Source organism: Pedobacter sp. SAFR-022 (assembly GCF_051965375.1).
Classification (GTDB): Bacteria; Bacteroidota; Bacteroidia; order Sphingobacteriales; family Sphingobacteriaceae; genus Pedobacter.
Genome location: NZ_JBQCME010000001.1, coordinates 1056046 through 1072348 on the forward strand (window position 1 = coordinate 1056046; position 16303 = coordinate 1072348).

The following is a 16303-nucleotide window of genomic DNA, read 5'->3' on the forward strand; positions in this document are numbered from 1 at the left end:
GTGAATTAAACATAATATTTCTCCCTTCCTATTAAACTTCTTTTAGTGAACAGCTGTTTGAACAATATGAAAATGCGGGACAACAGGATCAGCAATGCGGGTATTCCAAACCAGTGCATTCTAAAACTTTCCTGAATATGCCCATGCAGCAGCTGGCTTAAAGAACGGCCGATGCCGCAGCCGGGACACCAGGTAATACCCAGATTTGCCAGAGGGCAAAGGCTGAAATCCTGATGTGCTGTCGCGTCCGGCTGACTGGTTGTTGCCAGCAGGAGCAGGGCAGCAATCCAGAAGAGCAGTTCGAACGACAGGTATAACGGCGCTTTCATTTTCGTTTTATTTTTAGAGCCAGAAATGCCCTTTATGTTACATTATACACAATCTTAAATCTTACATTTGTCTGTGAACATCCGCGAAATTATCAATCAATATAAAACAGATGAGCGCATTGTAGCATTGGCAAAGGCCCTTAATATGGGCAAAGGCAGCAAGATCCAGCTTAAAGGGCTGGTAGGTTCTGCTGATGCTATGGCCGCTGTTGCCACTTACTTTCTACTCCATAAACCGCAGCTTTTTATCTTGCCAGACCGCGAAGAAGCAGCCTATTTTTTAGGTGATCTGGAAAGTATCCTCGATAAAGCGGTGCTGCTGTTTCCTTCTTCTTACCGCAAGGGTTTCGATTTTACACAGATCGATACGGCCAACGTGCTGGGCAGGGCAGAGGTGCTGAATGAGCTGAATCATGATTCGGAATTTGGAAAAATCGTTGTTACTTATCCGGAGGCATTGTCTGAGAAGGTGATCGACCGCTCGGTACTGGAGAAAAACACGCTGGAAATTACTGTAAATACGAAGCTCAGCATTGAATTCATTAATGAGTTCCTGTTTGAATACGAATTTGAAAGAACGGATTTCGTCTATGAACCCGGACAGTTTTCGATTCGCGGTGGTATCGTAGACATCTTTTCCTTCTCCCACGATCTGCCTTACCGGATCGAGTTCTTCGGCGATGTGGTAGAGAGCATCCGGACCTTTGAAATTGAAAGCCAGCTTTCGGTAGATGATGTAAAAACACTGACCATCATCCCCAATGTGCAATCGAAATACCTGACAGAAAGCAACATTAACCTGCTGGATTATATCGATAAAGACACGCAGGTCTGGATCAAAGACGTAGAATTTACGCTTGATATCATCAAAGCCGGGCACAAGAAGGCGGTTGAGCTGTGGAAGGCTTTGCCTGCACAGGAGAAGCAGGAAAATCAGAACTGGATAGACCCGAAATACAGCTTCTCCGATGAGAAAATGATTGCGGACATCCTGCAGGAATTCCCCTTGGTGGAATTTGGAAAGCAGTTCTTCTACAGAACGGATCACATCTTCAATTTCGACACCAAGCCGCAGCCATCGTTCAATAAGGATTTCAACCTGCTGATCCATAACATCAAGGAGAATGAGAAAGCGGGTATATTCAACTTTATTTTCTCCTCTTCGGCCAAACAAACAGAACGTTTATACGCCATTCTGGATGATATCGATAAAACCGCCAAATTTACTCCCGTAAATATTTCTCTTAGGGAAGGTTATATTGATCCGGTACGCAAGTTTGCCTGTTATACCGATCATCAGATCTTCGACAGGTTTTATAAATACAAGCTTAAAAGAGGCTATCAACGCAGTCAGGCAATAACCCTGAAAGAACTCCGTGACCTTAAACCGGGCGATTACGTAACCCACATTGACCATGGTATCGGTAAATACGCCGGACTGGAGAAGGTGGAAGTGAACGGGAAAACGCAGGAAATGATCCGTCTGGTTTATGCGGATAATGACCTGCTGTACGTGAACATCAACTCGCTGAACCGTATTGCGAAATACAGCGGCAAGGATGGTACACCACCAAAAATGAACAAGCTGGGTACAGAGGCCTGGGATAAGCTTAAGAAAACAACAAAAAAAAAAGTTAAAGACATTGCCAGGGACCTTATCAAGCTTTACGCTATGCGGAAGGCTCAGGTGGGTACGGCGATGGCGCCCGATGGTTATATGGAAACCGAACTCGAGGCTTCTTTCATCTATGAAGATACCCCGGATCAGGAAAAGGCTACGTTAGACGTGAAAAAGGATATGGAAGCACCTTATCCGATGGACCGTCTGGTTTGTGGTGACGTGGGGTTCGGAAAAACGGAGATAGCGGTGCGTGCGGCATTCAAAGCAGTGGCCAATGGTAAACAGGCAGCCGTGCTGGTGCCAACAACCATCCTGGCATTGCAGCATTATAAGACCTTTGCAGGCCGTTTAAAGGAGTTTCCTTGTACCATTGACTATATCAATCGCTTTAAGACCAATAAGCAGATTAAAGACACCCTGGCGCGTTTGGCAGAGGGTAAAGTGGACATCGTTATTGGTACGCACAGGCTATTAAGTAAAGATGTTAAGTTTAAAGATCTTGGACTAATGATCATTGATGAGGAGCAGAAATTTGGAGTAAGCTCTAAAGAAAAGCTTCGTGCACTTCGCGTAAACGTGGATACACTCACTTTAACAGCTACGCCAATCCCCAGAACTCTCCATTTCTCTTTGATGGGCGCAAGGGATTTGTCGATCATCAATACGCCACCACCAAACCGGCAGGCGGTAAATACCGAGCTTCATGTTTTCAATGATAAACTGATCCAGGAAGCCGTGCAGTTTGAACTGGACCGCGGTGGACAGGTATTCTTCATCCATAACCGGGTGAATGACCTTACACAACTCGGGGGACTGATCCAGACCTTAGTACCGAAAGCACGGATTGGAATTGCTCACGGTCAGCTGGACGGAGATGCGCTGGAAGACGTAATGTTAGACTTCATTAACGGAGATAAGGACGTACTTGTAGCCACCACGATCATTGAAGCCGGATTGGACATTCCGAATGCCAATACGATCATCATCAACCACGCTCATATGTTCGGGTTAAGTGACCTGCACCAGATGCGCGGCAGGGTAGGACGCTCCAATAAAAAGGCCTTCTGCTACCTGCTGAGCCCGCCATTATCTACTTTAACGAACGAGGCCAGAAAGCGCTTAAGTGCCATTGAAGAGTTCTCAGACCTCGGCAGCGGCTTTAATATTGCCATGAGGGATTTGGATATTCGTGGTTCTGGAAACCTGCTTGGAGCGGAGCAAAGTGGCTTTATCGCGGAAATAGGCTTCGATATGTACCACAAGATCCTGGATGAAGCCATTCAGGAGATTAAAAGCGATGAGTTTAAGGAGCTTTTCAAAGATGAGCCAGCCAGGCCATTCGTTACCTTCACACAGGTGGATACGGATGTGGAGTTATACATCCCCGATGATTACGTAACCAACATTACCGAGCGCTATAACCTGTATACCGAGCTATCCAAGATAGAGAACGAAACGGAACTCAAAGCCTTTGAAAAGTCATTACGGGATCGCTTCGGACCAATTCCTAGGCCTGTTACAACCATGATGAAGGTGTTAAGGCTACAGTGGGTAGGAAAACGGCTGGGATTTGAGAAACTAAGCTTTAAAAAAGGCATTCTCCGGGGGTATTTCATCGCGGATAAACAGTCGGCATACTTCGATTCCGCTACTTTTGAGCGGATCATCAATTTTGCGCAGCAGCACCCAAGATTGTGCAACCTGAAAGAAGTAAAAAACAGTCTTCGAATTGCTTTCGAAAACCTGAATACCATCGATGAAGCAGTGGAAATGCTGGAGCTCGTAGCACATTAACAATAAAAGAACCTGTGGTAGCAGTTTAGCTGCCACGATATGCATCATATGAATCCTCAACTGTTAAAAGACCTGGTTACCATGAAGATGCCGTTTGGCAAGTATAAAGGGCGTACCATGTGCGACCTGCCTGAATCTTACCTGGTTTGGTTCCATGGGGAAGGCTATCCTCCTGGCAAACTTGGTGAGCTCCTGGCCACCTTGTACGAGATCAAGTTAAATGGCCTGGAATACCTGTTGCAACCTATTAAGGCACAGTATGGAACCAGAAGCTAGTAAAAGCCGCGTAACGCTATTTATACAACATTACAGGGCTGCTTTATGATGGGCTTAATTCCCTCTCAACTTAGTTGAAAATCAGGTACAAGTAGACATAAACGATCGGCGCAGCAACAAGCAAGCCGTCAAAACGGTCGAGCAGGCCGCCATGTCCTGGCAGCAGATTACCCGAATCCTTAACATCCAGGCTTCGCTTAAGCATAGACTCCACCAAATCACCCAGGGTACCGAAAGTTACGATCAGCACGGCCATTCCCGCCCAGATTAAGATCGATATCTCGGTAAAAAACAGGGATACAATCCCGGCAACCAACACACTCATCAGGATCCCACCAGCAAAACCTTCCCAGGTCTTTTTCGGTGAATGCCGCTCAAACAGCTTGGTTTTACCAAGTTTACGCCCAAAAAGATAGGCGCCGGTATCACTTGCCCATAGCATCAGCATAAAGGCAAGCGGCAGATGGAAGTTAAACTGCTCATCTCGCACATAGCCCAGCGCGTAAAAGAAGCAGAATGGGACCACTACAAAGAGTAATCCGAGGAAAGTATAGGCGATGTTGTTAAAAGGGTTCTTAGCGGTCCTATAAAGCTCAAAGAGGAACACAGAAACGGCTATTGGAATACCTAAAAGCAGGTATTTGGTATCAAATGGAAAAAAGGGAAAGGCTGCAACAGCGCCAAACAGCAGAAATCCGGTCACCATACCAAGGATTTTGTGTGGTAGAATGCCTGCGGTATTAACCAGGGTATAGAACTCGTACAGGCCTGCAAGGCTCAGTAAAAGGTAGAAAATGGTGAATACTTCGGCACCCAAAAAGAAGGAGCCAAGCATTACAATGGCAAAGAAAAATGCGGTTATTGCTCTAGTCTTCATTCAGGTTATTCTCTATGATGTAAGCTAAAGCCTGGTCAAAGTTCTCCGGCTGCACGAGGATGTTTACGACGCCAAAGGCTTTATATGATGAATCCTGCTTGTTCATCACCACTGCAGGAATATCGTGCTCCACGAGAGCCTGCTTAATGATCTCCGCTGTAATGGGGTTCGTGGTGGTGTATACTTTGGTCCAGTTGTTTTCCATTTTCAATGTATCTTTTTCTAAGGTAAATGAGGAGCAATACGGTTAAAACCAGCCCTAAGACATAGCCCATCCAGTTGAATGCCGGCTGTTCATCTACGTTTTCCAAAGGTAGGTTATGAATTTGAAAGTACAAGGCCATACATACCGCATAAGCATTGTTCAGGAAGTGTGCGAACATTGGATACCACAGGCTTTTGGTCCAAACATAAAGGTAGCCGAACAGTGCACCGAGCAACAACCGTGGTATAAAACCGAAAAACTGTACATGTATGGCACTGAAAATGAAAGCAGTGATCCATATCGCTACATGCGGATTACCAAACATCCTGGAGAAAGCCCGCTGTACGCCACCCCTAAACATGAGTTCCTCTGCTACTGCAGGTAAGAAAGCAATCATGAACAGGTTTAAGAGGAAGTCCCCGGCGGTGTCCATCTTTAGCAGTGCTACCACCATCTTGGAAGCTTCCTCTTCTTTGTCCCGCATCCAGTTCTCCAGTGGCTTAAGCGCCTCGGGTAGTGTCATTTTCTGGTTAATTAATCCTGACAATTCCGTTATTGGCAGCGATACCATCATGAGCAAGAAGATGATGCCCAGCATGGCTAAAGTTGGCTTTTGCCAGTTGTAAAACTGACTGATCTTACTTCCTTCGGTAACAGCGAGAAATATCGGTGGCAAGAGAAAAAGCCCGATAGAACTCAAAATCTGCACGATTTTTAGGGAATTAATGCTGTTTGGATCTTCTATGGACAGATTCGTAAGCACTGCTATCGTCTGATGATCAGAGAACACGAGCAATACGATCAGGCTTAAAATACTACAAATGATGAGCCCTGCAAGTGCATATCCGGTGAGGATAAGTAACTGAACATAAGCACTACTTTCTGATCGGTGTTTCTGCAGGAAATCCATTGTATGTATGATTTTGTACCTTTGTGCCTGTAATTTGCGTTGAAGATAGAAAAATGTCCGTAAAAATAGGAAATATTGATCTGGGAGAGTTCCCGTTATTGCTTGCTCCAATGGAAGATGTGAGCGATCCGCCATTTCGTTACGTGTGTAAACAGAGTGGGGTGGATATGATGTACACGGAGTTTATTTCTTCGGAAGGATTGATCCGTGATGCCGCGAAAAGCAGGCAAAAGCTTGATATCTTCGAATATGAGCGTCCTATTGGCATTCAGATCTTCGGCAGTGAGATCGACCACATGCGGGAAGCCACGGAAATCGCCACGATGGCAGGTCCTGATCTGATGGACATCAACTATGGCTGTCCGGTTAAAAACGTGGCCTGTAGAGGTGCTGGTGCCAGCCTTTTGCAAGACATTGACAAGATGGTTAAGATGACCGAAGCGGTGGTTAAGGCCACACACCTGCCTGTTACCGTTAAAACAAGACTGGGCTGGGATGATAATACGAAAAACGTAGAAGAAGTGGCAGAGCGCCTGCAGGATATCGGCATTCAGGCACTAACCATCCATGGTCGTACCCGGGCGCAGCTGTATAAGGGACAGGCAGACTGGACACTGATCCGCGAAATCAAACGCAATCCAAGAATTAAAATCCCGATTTTTGGTAATGGTGATGTAGACAGCCCAAGAAAAGCGGCCGACTGGCGCCTGGAATATGAAGTAGATGGCATTATGATCGGTCGTGCTGCAATCGGTTACCCATGGATCTTCCGTGAAGTAAGACATTTCTTCAATACCGGAGAATTCCTTGCCGGCCCAACCGTAGAAGAACGTGTAAACGTCTGCAGGACGCATTTCGAAAAGTCTATAGAATGGAAAGGACCGAGGGTAGGTATCTTTGAAATGAGAAGACATTATGCCAATTACTTCAAAGGTTTGCCCGATTTTAAACCGTATAGAATGCTTTTGGTGAAGGAAGAGAACATCCAGACCATTCACGAAATATTGGACGAAGTGGCAGATAAATTCCGGAACGTGGAGCCTGTAACAGAAATGGCTTAATTTTTGAAAATAACACCATTTACAACAGCAATATGGTAACAGCAATTACGCAGGGAATCAAAATATCAGTTGAAACCATGTACCAGGATGAATATTCTAATCCTGCCAATGAACAATTTATGTTCGCTTACCGGATTGAAATTGAAAATCTTTCTGATTATACGATCCAACTGCTGCGCCGACAATGGTTTATCTTCGATTCTGCAGGCACCATAAAGGAAGTTGAAGGCGCCGGAGTAGTGGGTGTACAGCCCGTTCTGGAGCCTGGACAGGTTCATGCTTATGTATCCGGATGTCAGATCACAACGGATATCGGCAGTATGCGTGGCAACTATTCCATGATCCGGGTGGCCACAGACACCCCATTTCAGGTAGATATTCCAGAATTTGCTTTGATTGTACCTTACCGTCTAAACTAAGATTTAGCGGGTTCCCTTGCCGAAAAGCATACCCACATAATAGATCAGGTTACCTAACGCGCCTATAGCCGCAATAATGTAGGTCATGGCTGCCCACCAGAGTGCGTCTTTGGCTTGCTGGCGTTCCACCGTAGAAAACGATACCGAACGGTTATTACTAATCCACAATAACGCCCTTCTACTGGCGTCAAACTCCACTGGAAGCGTAATCAGGCTGAAAATAGTTACCAATGCAAGTCCAAAGACCCCGATGCTTAATACCACCGGATTACCGGTGAAACCGATCAGGAGGAAGCCAAAAATAAGGATCCATTGAAGCAGGTTAGAGGTTAAAGATACCACAGGTACCATCTCCGACCGCAAATACAGCCATTTATACGCTTTACTATCCTGAATAGCATGCCCACATTCATGAGCCGCGACCGCCGCTGCGGCTACACTACGCCCATGATAAACGTCAGTACTCAGGTTTACAGTTCTGTTTTGTGGGTTATAGTGATCTGAAAGCTGACCATCAGTACTCATCACCTGCACGTCGTAAATGCCATGATCCTGAAGCATCTTCTGTGCGACCTCCTTACCCGATAAACCTGAACCCAATTGCATTTCCGAATAGCTGGATAACTTGCTTCTGAACCGCCATTGGATAATCATGCTGATCATCAGCACCGGAATAATGAATATGATATAGGTAAGCATCTTAGCCAGTATGAGTTGTAGAGATCAAATCAAAAAGCGTTCCCTAATTCTGTAATGTCCAAAAAATTAACAACTTAATAATTATAAATCACCGCTTAGGGTGGCTTATTACAGGATTTTACCTTTATAATCCTACTATCCTACGATTAGGAATCCCAGTTTTTTACTAATATCTTTGTTATAAACAATAGAAAAGATTTAGAAATTATAAAAATATTAGCAAGATGGAATATATAATTATCGCACTGCTGCTGCTCATCTGTTTCCTGATGTTTCTCTTTTTAAAAAGACCAGCAGGCGACCAACTCAAGGCTCTATTGGAAATCAAAGAATTGGAACACCAGAAGCAACTCGAACGGCACCATGCCGATAAATCTCGAATAGAGGATGAGTTGCGGGATCTGCGTGAAAGTTTCATGATGGAGCGTAGCAGGGCCATTAAGGCCGAAGAAGCTTTGAAAGCCCAATTAAACCGTCAACTGGAGCAAGAACAGTATATCCAGGAACTGCAACATAAATTCAAGCTTGAATTTGAGCATCTGGCTACTAAAATCCTGGAAGAAAAGACCAGTAAATTTACCGAAAGCAACCGCATCAACCTGGATCAGATCTTAAACCCGCTTAAGGAAAACATCAAAGCATTTGAACAGAAGGTGGAAAAGGTCTATAAAGACGAATCTGACGAGCGGAATATGCTTAAAGGGGTAATATCCCAGCTGATGTTGCAAAGTAAACAGATACAGGAAGATGCGAACAATCTCACCAAGGCACTTAAAGGCGACAATAAAAAACAGGGCAACTGGGGCGAGATCATCCTGGAAAAAGTACTTGAACGTTCAGGATTGATCAAGGGACGGGAGTACCGGGTACAGGCTTCATTAAACCACGCTGAAGGCAACAGATTACAACCTGACGTCCTGATAGACCTTCCAGACGAGAAACACGTTGTAATCGACTCTAAAGTGTCTCTCATCGCATACGAGCGTTTGCTTAATGCGGAGTCTGAAGAGGAGCGTACCATTTTCATCAAACAACACGTAAGTTCGATCAAAGGGCATATTCAAAATCTTTCCGGTAAAAACTACCAGGATCTTTACCAGATCAACTCCCCGGATTTTGTGTTACTTTTCATTCCAATTGAATCATCTTTTGGCATTGCAGTGCAGGAAGACGCGGAGTTGTTCAATTATGCCTGGGACCGTAAGGTGGTGATTGTAAGCCCATCAACGCTGCTCGCCACACTACGTACCATCGCCAGCATCTGGAAACAAGAACGTCAGAACCGGAATGTACTTGAAATTGCAAGGCTTAGCGGTAGCCTTTACGAGAAATACATTGGCTTCCTGAACGATATGGAAGGTTTGGGTAAAAACCTGAAGAACAGCCAGGATTGCTATGATAAAGCTTTGAATAAACTGTCCAATGGTGCCGGAAACCTGACCACCACGGCCGAGAAGATCAAACGTCTGGGTGCAAAAACAAACAAACAGATCGACAGCAAGTTCCTCGACCACAGTTTGACCGGAGAGGAGCCAGCCGATGAAATTTCCAGTGAACTGCCTATAAACAATACAGCCAACTAGCACAAGCAAGGATTAAAACAAAATTAAAAGCCTGATTCAAACTTTTCCAAATGGATCTGTTTGAATCAGGCTTTTAAATTATCAATCTACTGGTCAGTTATTTATCGAACTACCGTTTAGCATTGATGGATCAAAACCAGCTAATTTGCTGCTTAAATCAGACCAAACAATTACAGCGGCCTGTTATAACTTGAAAGCATTCCATCCTTGAGCCTTAAGCTCATGTACCATATCTGATTTGGAGATCATTTTACAACCTGAATTCTTATCGGTGATATGCCCAATAACGCTGATGTCTACATCGTGTTTCAACTTTGTGTAGTCAGATTGTTTGATCGTGAACAACAACTCATAATCTTCACCGCCATTTAGCGCACAAACCGTGGGATCCAATCCTAATTCACGAGCAGTTTCATACGTCAAGGGGTCAATTGGAATTTTCTCCTCATACAGCGTTACGCCTTTTTCCGATTGCTGGCAAATGTGCAGGATCTCCGATGCTAAACCATCAGAAACATCGATCATCGAAGTTGGTACAATCTCCATTTGTGCCAGTAAATCAACGATATCCCTTCTGCCTTCGGGTTTTAGCTGACGCTCAATGATGTAATCCTTGCCCTCCAGATCAGGCTGAATATTTGGATTCTCTAAGAAAATCAGCTTTTCACGTTCCAGGATCTGCAATCCAACGTAAGCACCGCCTAAATCTCCGGAAACACAAACTAAATCACCTTCACCTGCCCCATTTCTATAGCAAACATCTTTTTTGTCGGCATAACCAATGCTCGTTACGCTGATCACCAGACCTTGTTTACTCGTTGAAGTATCGCCACCAACCAGATCAATGTTAAACTTATTGCAGGCAAGCTCAATGCCCTTATAGATCTCCTCTACAGCTTCCAGCGGAAATTTGCTCGATAAGCCGATGGAAACCGTGATCTGGGTTGCTATACCATTCATCGCGTAAATGTCGCTTAAATTCACTTGTACGGCCTTATAACCCAAATGCATCAAAGGTACATAAGCCAGATCAAAATGGATGCCCTCCAGCAGCAGGTCAGTGGAGATCAACACTTCCTTACCATCAAAATTCAGCACTGCAGCATCATCACCGATGCCCTTGGTACTGCTTTCATGACGGATTTTGAAATTATCCGTAAGGTGTTTGATCAATCCAAACTCTCCTAATTGCGCAATATCTGTACGTTCCTTATTTTCAAACATAATTTTCTTCTTTAGGGCCCTCCAGCCATTCTTAATCTTTAAACAGCGCGTATGCTGTACTAAAGAGCGTGTTAATGAATGCAAACATCAGCATTATATATTCCCAAATGCTGATACTTAAACACCAATTTACAAACCTAAACTGGCAGAGATTTCCAGCATTCTTTCAATTGGTTTTCTCGCCGCTACTATCGTTTCCATTGGTACAGTTACTTCAGGTGTTTCATTCTTCAAACACAAGTATAATTTCTCCAGCGTATTCCGCTTCATATACGGGCAATCATTGCAGGCACAGTTGTTATTTGGTGGCGCAGGAATAAACGTTTTATCCGGACATGCTTTTTCCATTTGATGGATAATTCCACTCTCGGTTGCAACAATAAATTCTTTAGCATCACTGTTGATTGCGTACTTCAATAATCCGGTTGTTGAACCAATATAATCTGCCATTTGAAGTACCGCTTCTTCACACTCCGGATGGGCAATAAACTTAGCTGAAGGATGACGTTCTTTCAAGCGTGTAATTTTCTCTCTAGAGAAGATTTCATGCACCATACATGCACCATTCCAAAGGACCATTTCGCGCCCGGTTTTCTTCGATACCCAGGCACCTAAATTCTTGTCCGGACCGAAGATAATTTTCGTATCCTTTGGTAAGCTTTCAACGATCTGCACAGCGTTGGTAGAAGTACAAACAATATCACTCAAAGCCTTCAATTCTGCACTGCAGTTTACGTAGGTAATCACAACGTGATCCGGGTATTTTTCCTTGAACTTTTTAAACAAGTGCGGCGGACAGCTATCCGCCAGGGAACAGCCAGCTTTCACATCGGGTAAAAGCACCCGTTTTCCAGGCGAAAGGATTTTGGCAGTCTCTGCCATAAAATGAACCCCTGCAAAAACGATGATGTCAGCTTCTGTTTTGGCAGCCTCCTGCGATAAACCTAAACTGTCGCCAATGTAGTCGGCGATGTCCTGGATATCCGGCTCCTGATAGTAATGCGCCAGAATGATCGCATTCTTCTCCTTTTTCAGTTTTTCGATTTCTTCAAACAGATCCAAGGTCGGATCAATCTTTTCATCTGCAAAACCTTTAATATTTATTTCCTCTAAGGTATCCATTTTCAACAGTTCAATAAATTATAATTATTTAATATAAATAGGTTTCTATTGTTTATTAGTGTGTTAGTAATGTTTATAATCTCCATAAAATTCTTTCGATTATTTGAGTTATTACAAAGTTATTAACAATTTATATAGGTTTTTATTTAATCTTTAGCCTGATCTTGAACGATATAAAAAACAACACCTAAACTTATCAATAGCTGAATGTGTATTATTTTTACGTTAAAAAAACGTTAATAACCCTGGCAAAGTTGCGCATAAATACTTTATAAAATTGTGTCAAATTGCCATTTTACCTTAGCTTTAAACAATCAAGAATAGTTGTTCTTTTTATTTATACAAATAATTAACAATGTTATCAACGTTGTTAACAATAGCCCGAATTACCATAAAGAATGAGAAAAGTAGATTTTTTAGTCATCGGATCAGGTATCGCGGGTTTGAGCTTCGCTTTGAAAGCTGCCCAACATGGAAAAGTACTGATCATTACCAAATCAAATGAAGATGAATCCAACACCAAATATGCCCAGGGAGGCGTGGCAGTCGTTGTAAATGAGGATGATTCGTTTGAAAAACACATTAAAGACACCCTGATTGCCGGCGATGGCTTATGTGATCCGGAAATCGTGGAAATCGTTGTTTCTGAGGGGCCTCAGCGGATTCAGGAGATTATCGACTACGGAACGCAATTTGACCGTGATCATCATGGTGTATACGATCTGGCGAAGGAAGGTGGGCACTCCGAGCATCGTGTACTACATTATAAAGATGTAACCGGCTATGAGATCGAGCGTGTACTCTTAAAACAAATTCACGAGAATAACAACATTGAAATATTAACACATTACTTCTGTTTGGAGTTAATAACTCAACATCACCTCGGTGAATTTGTGGACAAGAGCACAAAAGTTATTAACTGTTTCGGTGTATATGCCTTTAATACAGAGCGTAACGATGTGGAAAAGATCTTAGCAAGTGTAACGGTCATGGCTTCGGGCGGCGCTGGACATATTTATTCAAGTACAACAAATCCGGTGATCGCTACCGGCGATGGCATGGCCATGGTGTACCGCGCAAAGGGAAAATTGCGGAATATGGAGTTCATACAGTTCCATCCAACGGCACTTTACCACCCCGGAGAGTACCCTGCATTTTTAATTTCAGAAGCTGTTCGGGGCTTCGGCGGTGTGCTGCGGCGTAAGAACGGCGAGGAGTTTATGTATGAATATGACCCACGCGGATCGCTCGCTTCGCGTGATATTGTAGCCCGCGCAATCGATGCCGAGATGAAAAAATCCGGTGAAGACTTCGTCTACCTGGACATCACCCATCGCTCAAAAGATGACATTCTGGCACACTTTCCAAACATCTATGCGAAGTGTTTATCCATCGGAATAGACATGACCAAGGACTATATTCCGGTTACTCCAGCTGCACATTATATGTGTGGAGGTATATATGTAGATGCCTATGGGCGTTCTTCGATCAACAATTTATACGCCTGCGGCGAGACCTCATCAACAGGTTTACATGGTGCAAACCGCCTGGCTTCGAACAGTCTTTTAGAGGCACCCGTATTCGCCCATCGGATCTATTTAGATGCCATTCAGAAGTTCCAAAATAATGTGATTCCAGATAATATTCCGGAGTGGAATGACGAAGGGGTTACCCAATCAAATGAGGATATTTTAGTCACACATAATCTACGTGAAACACAAAAATTGATGAGCGATTATGTCGGTATTGTACGTTCGGATTTCAGATTAGATCGAGCAATGCGGCGATTATTTTTACTCTATGAAGAGACTGAAGAATTCTATAAAGCGAACAAAGTTTCCGTTAAACTTTGTGAATTAAGAAACGTTATTCAGGTAGCATTTTTAGTCATTAAATCTGCGAAGGCACGCAAAGAAAGTCGTGGTTTACATTATACGACAGACTATCCTTATCATGCCGAAACCATTCAAGATACCATCTTTTAAAAGACCACATTTATGCCAGTAATACTTCCCGTAGAAGACAAGAACCCCATCTGGGGAAACAACTGTTTTATTGCTCAAAATGCAACCATTGTAGGCGATGTAAAAATGGGTGATAACTGTTCAGTATGGTTCAATGCGGTGATCCGTGGTGATGTAAATTCCATTACGATTGGTCATGATACCAATATACAGGATGGCGCCGTGATCCACGCCACTTACCAGAAGGCTGCCACCGTAATTGGTAACCGCGTGTCTGTTGGCCACAACGCCATTGTACATGGCTGTACGCTTGAGGATAACATCCTCATCGGAATGGGCGCTATCGTAATGGATAATGCCGTTGTAGAGCCTTATTGCATCATTGCCGCAGGTGCAGTAGTCCTGGAGCATACACGTTGTGAGCGCGGCTTCTTATATGCCGGTATGCCTGCTAAAAAGATAAAGCCCATTACAGAGATGCAACGGGCTTTATTAGATAAATTACCTGATAACTATATTATGTACTCGGACTGGTTCCGCTAGCCGGCTCCTTAGGAATGGTCACCGTGGCCTTTCGATCCCAGTTGGCACGGATAGAAAGCTCCTGCAGTTCATTGTAGATCTGCTCCGGTAATTGTTTTAAACTTACCCTGCCGGTGTCCCAGATGCCATTTCCATTATTGTCGTACACCACGCGAAGAAAGTACTTGCCGGCACGGTAATTCGTGAAATTCAGCGTGGTGTCATGACGAATAACATGTTCTGATATCGTCTCTTTCTTTTCATTCGTAACCTGCACAACGTAACTTTTGTTGGCTTCCGGTACCTTTATGCTTAGCCCAAGGCTTCCATAATCATCTGCACTGGCCAGCTCAAAGGCCTTGGTAAACTCCTTGTTCTTGGAATCAAACATTCCTGTAATCGCACCTGGATTAAACTTCATTTCATACTCCGTGCCTCGGTCCCAGGGAAACTGAACATAGTAGCTCAGGAAGTCTGCCGAGTCCTTCAGCAGCTGGAAATTGGTTACTGCCACAGAGTCTTCCAGGAGTTGAATTTTAGTTCTGTCTATAGCTAACACCGGGGTAGGGAAGGTGAGGCGCAATCTTTTATTGGGGTTCAGTTGCCCGCCTTCAAGGTTATCTGCCGGCATCAGCGCCCGGGTATAAGTATCCTTTTTACCCCTGGTTAGCTTTACCGTTTGAAGCAGTTTACCGGCTTCCATGATCGAAACTTTGGTCGAATCAAAGCTTAAGTCATTTAACCACACGCGTACAGAATCGTTAGTCTTGCTGAACTGGAACTGCTTCGAAGCATCCAGATTTGAAGGCTCTGTGATCACTACAGATGGCTGCCGGAGCTTTTGGTTCCAGGTGATCAAAATCGTTCCGTCAGGCGCAATTTTGCGGTCTATGATCCGGAATTCCTGTGGATCTTCTTTAAAGACCTTAATTTTAAGATCGCTGACATTCGCGTTCAAAACGATGGAGTCCGGCAAAAATCCGATCTCATCAGATACCTGCTGGTAGATTTTATCACTGGTTTTTTCCTTCAACGCGTATACTTTATAAGTATTCTCCCGCAGGTTATTCAGTTGGAACCTGCCCGAACTATCCGTGGTTGCGTAGATTGAAGGTTTGGCTTTTCCGATGATGGTGTCACGATCTATCGGGACAATAAAAGCAAGTGCATCTAAAATCGGTTCACCGGTAAGTGCATCCACAACTTGTCCGCTGATGGATAGAGAATCCAGTTTCGGCCCGGTCGCGAAAACGTAAGTGAAATTCTTGAGTACGTTGTTCTCATTGATGTCTGCAATAGACTTTCCAAAATTCAAGGTATAAGTAGTGTTTTTTTCCAGTGTGTCCTGAAAGCTGATCTCTAAGGCACGTTTCTTTATTTTCAACTGTGGCAAGCGTTCCATATCAGGGGAGACACTGAATTCCCGAAATTGATCGTTCAGCTTGAAATATTCGTCGAACTGAATGGTAATCGTTTTAGCATTGAAATTCGTGGTCAGATTTTCAGGGAGCATTTTCAAAACCTTCGGTGCGATGCTGTCGCGGGGCCCACCTTGTATGGTTTTCTGACTTGCACAGCCTCCAACCAGGAAAATTTGGTAAAAACCATATATAAAAATCAAGAGGAACTGCCAGGTTTTAAATTTCATTGTTTTTAGCTGTTTTAAGACGTTTTTAGTTGCTAGAATATAATCTGTT

General features: G+C 43.9%; 15 protein-coding genes. 7 read left to right on the plus strand and 8 right to left on the minus strand.

The window, feature by feature from the left end:
* Positions 1-5 precede the first annotated feature (5 nt).
* Positions 6-329: a DUF2752 domain-containing protein gene (locus ACTHQF_RS04560; protein WP_440428711.1), complete on the minus strand. Its 324-nt coding sequence runs from the start codon at positions 327-329 to the stop codon at positions 6-8.
* 73 nt (positions 330-402) lie between these two features.
* Between ACTHQF_RS04560 and mfd the strand changes: the two genes are divergently transcribed.
* Both mfd and ACTHQF_RS04570 read left to right on the plus strand, forming a co-directional pair.
* Entirely contained in the window at positions 403-3744 is a 3342-nt protein-coding gene (mfd, locus tag ACTHQF_RS04565; RefSeq protein WP_440428987.1) for a transcription-repair coupling factor, read from the plus strand.
* Between the two features lie 48 nt (positions 3745-3792).
* Entirely contained in the window at positions 3793-4020 is a 228-nt protein-coding gene (locus ACTHQF_RS04570) for a DUF3820 family protein (RefSeq protein ID WP_440428712.1), read from the plus strand.
* 70 nt (positions 4021-4090) lie between these two features.
* Here the strand turns inward: ACTHQF_RS04570 and ACTHQF_RS04575 are convergent, their stop codons facing one another.
* From ACTHQF_RS04575 to ACTHQF_RS04585, 3 genes are read right to left on the minus strand one after another with little or no spacing between them, the layout of a single operon-like run.
* A complete protein-coding gene (locus ACTHQF_RS04575; protein WP_440428713.1) occupies positions 4091-4897 on the minus strand; it encodes a phosphatidate cytidylyltransferase in 807 nt (268 codons plus the stop codon).
* Complete coding sequence (locus tag ACTHQF_RS04580) at positions 4887-5102, minus strand: putative signal transducing protein (RefSeq protein WP_440428714.1); 216 nt, start codon at positions 5100-5102, stop codon at positions 4887-4889. Before ACTHQF_RS04580 ends, ACTHQF_RS04575 begins: the two co-directional genes overlap by 11 nt.
* Positions 5041-6012, minus strand: a complete 972-nt coding sequence (locus tag ACTHQF_RS04585; RefSeq protein ID WP_440428715.1) for a lysostaphin resistance A-like protein — start codon at positions 6010-6012, stop codon at positions 5041-5043. Before ACTHQF_RS04585 ends, ACTHQF_RS04580 begins: the two co-directional genes overlap by 62 nt.
* A gap of 53 nt (positions 6013-6065) precedes the next feature.
* On the opposite strand from ACTHQF_RS04585, the gene dusB reads away from it, so the two are divergent.
* Entirely contained in the window at positions 6066-7073 is a 1008-nt protein-coding gene (dusB, locus tag ACTHQF_RS04590; protein WP_440428717.1) for a tRNA dihydrouridine synthase DusB, read from the plus strand.
* Between the two features lie 32 nt (positions 7074-7105).
* Complete coding sequence (gene apaG, locus ACTHQF_RS04595; protein ID WP_440428718.1) at positions 7106-7492, plus strand: Co2+/Mg2+ efflux protein ApaG; 387 nt, start codon at positions 7106-7108, stop codon at positions 7490-7492.
* Positions 7493-7495: 3 nt separating this feature from the next.
* On the opposite strand, the gene ACTHQF_RS04600 is transcribed toward apaG, so the two are convergent.
* Positions 7496-8191: a zinc metallopeptidase gene (locus ACTHQF_RS04600; RefSeq protein ID WP_440428720.1), complete on the minus strand. Its 696-nt coding sequence runs from the start codon at positions 8189-8191 to the stop codon at positions 7496-7498.
* 224 nt (positions 8192-8415) lie between these two features.
* On the opposite strand from ACTHQF_RS04600, the gene ACTHQF_RS04605 reads away from it, so the two are divergent.
* Positions 8416-9774, plus strand: a complete 1359-nt coding sequence (locus ACTHQF_RS04605) for a DNA recombination protein RmuC (RefSeq protein WP_440428722.1) — start codon at positions 8416-8418, stop codon at positions 9772-9774.
* 183 nt (positions 9775-9957) lie between these two features.
* On the opposite strand, the gene thiL is transcribed toward ACTHQF_RS04605, so the two are convergent.
* Together thiL and nadA are read right to left on the minus strand one after the other, a co-directional pair.
* Positions 9958-10998: a thiamine-phosphate kinase gene (gene thiL, locus ACTHQF_RS04610; protein WP_440428724.1), complete on the minus strand. Its 1041-nt coding sequence runs from the start codon at positions 10996-10998 to the stop codon at positions 9958-9960.
* A 129-nt stretch (positions 10999-11127) separates the two neighbouring features.
* Positions 11128-12120, minus strand: coding sequence for a quinolinate synthase NadA (gene nadA / locus ACTHQF_RS04615; protein ID WP_440428725.1), 993 nt, complete (start codon positions 12118-12120; stop codon positions 11128-11130).
* Between the two features lie 398 nt (positions 12121-12518).
* On the opposite strand from nadA, the gene nadB reads away from it, so the two are divergent.
* Entirely contained in the window at positions 12519-14105 is a 1587-nt protein-coding gene (gene nadB / locus ACTHQF_RS04620) for an L-aspartate oxidase (RefSeq protein ID WP_440428726.1), read from the plus strand.
* A gap of 12 nt (positions 14106-14117) precedes the next feature.
* Positions 14118-14627 (plus strand): gamma carbonic anhydrase family protein, encoded by a 510-nt coding sequence (locus ACTHQF_RS04625; RefSeq protein WP_440428727.1) that lies wholly within the window; start codon positions 14118-14120, stop codon positions 14625-14627.
* Here ACTHQF_RS04625 and ACTHQF_RS04630 read toward each other — a convergent pair.
* Entirely contained in the window at positions 14602-16254 is a 1653-nt protein-coding gene (locus tag ACTHQF_RS04630) for an Ig-like domain-containing protein (RefSeq protein WP_440428728.1), read from the minus strand. The genes ACTHQF_RS04625 and ACTHQF_RS04630 overlap by 26 nt on opposite strands.
* Positions 16255-16303 lie beyond the last annotated feature (49 nt).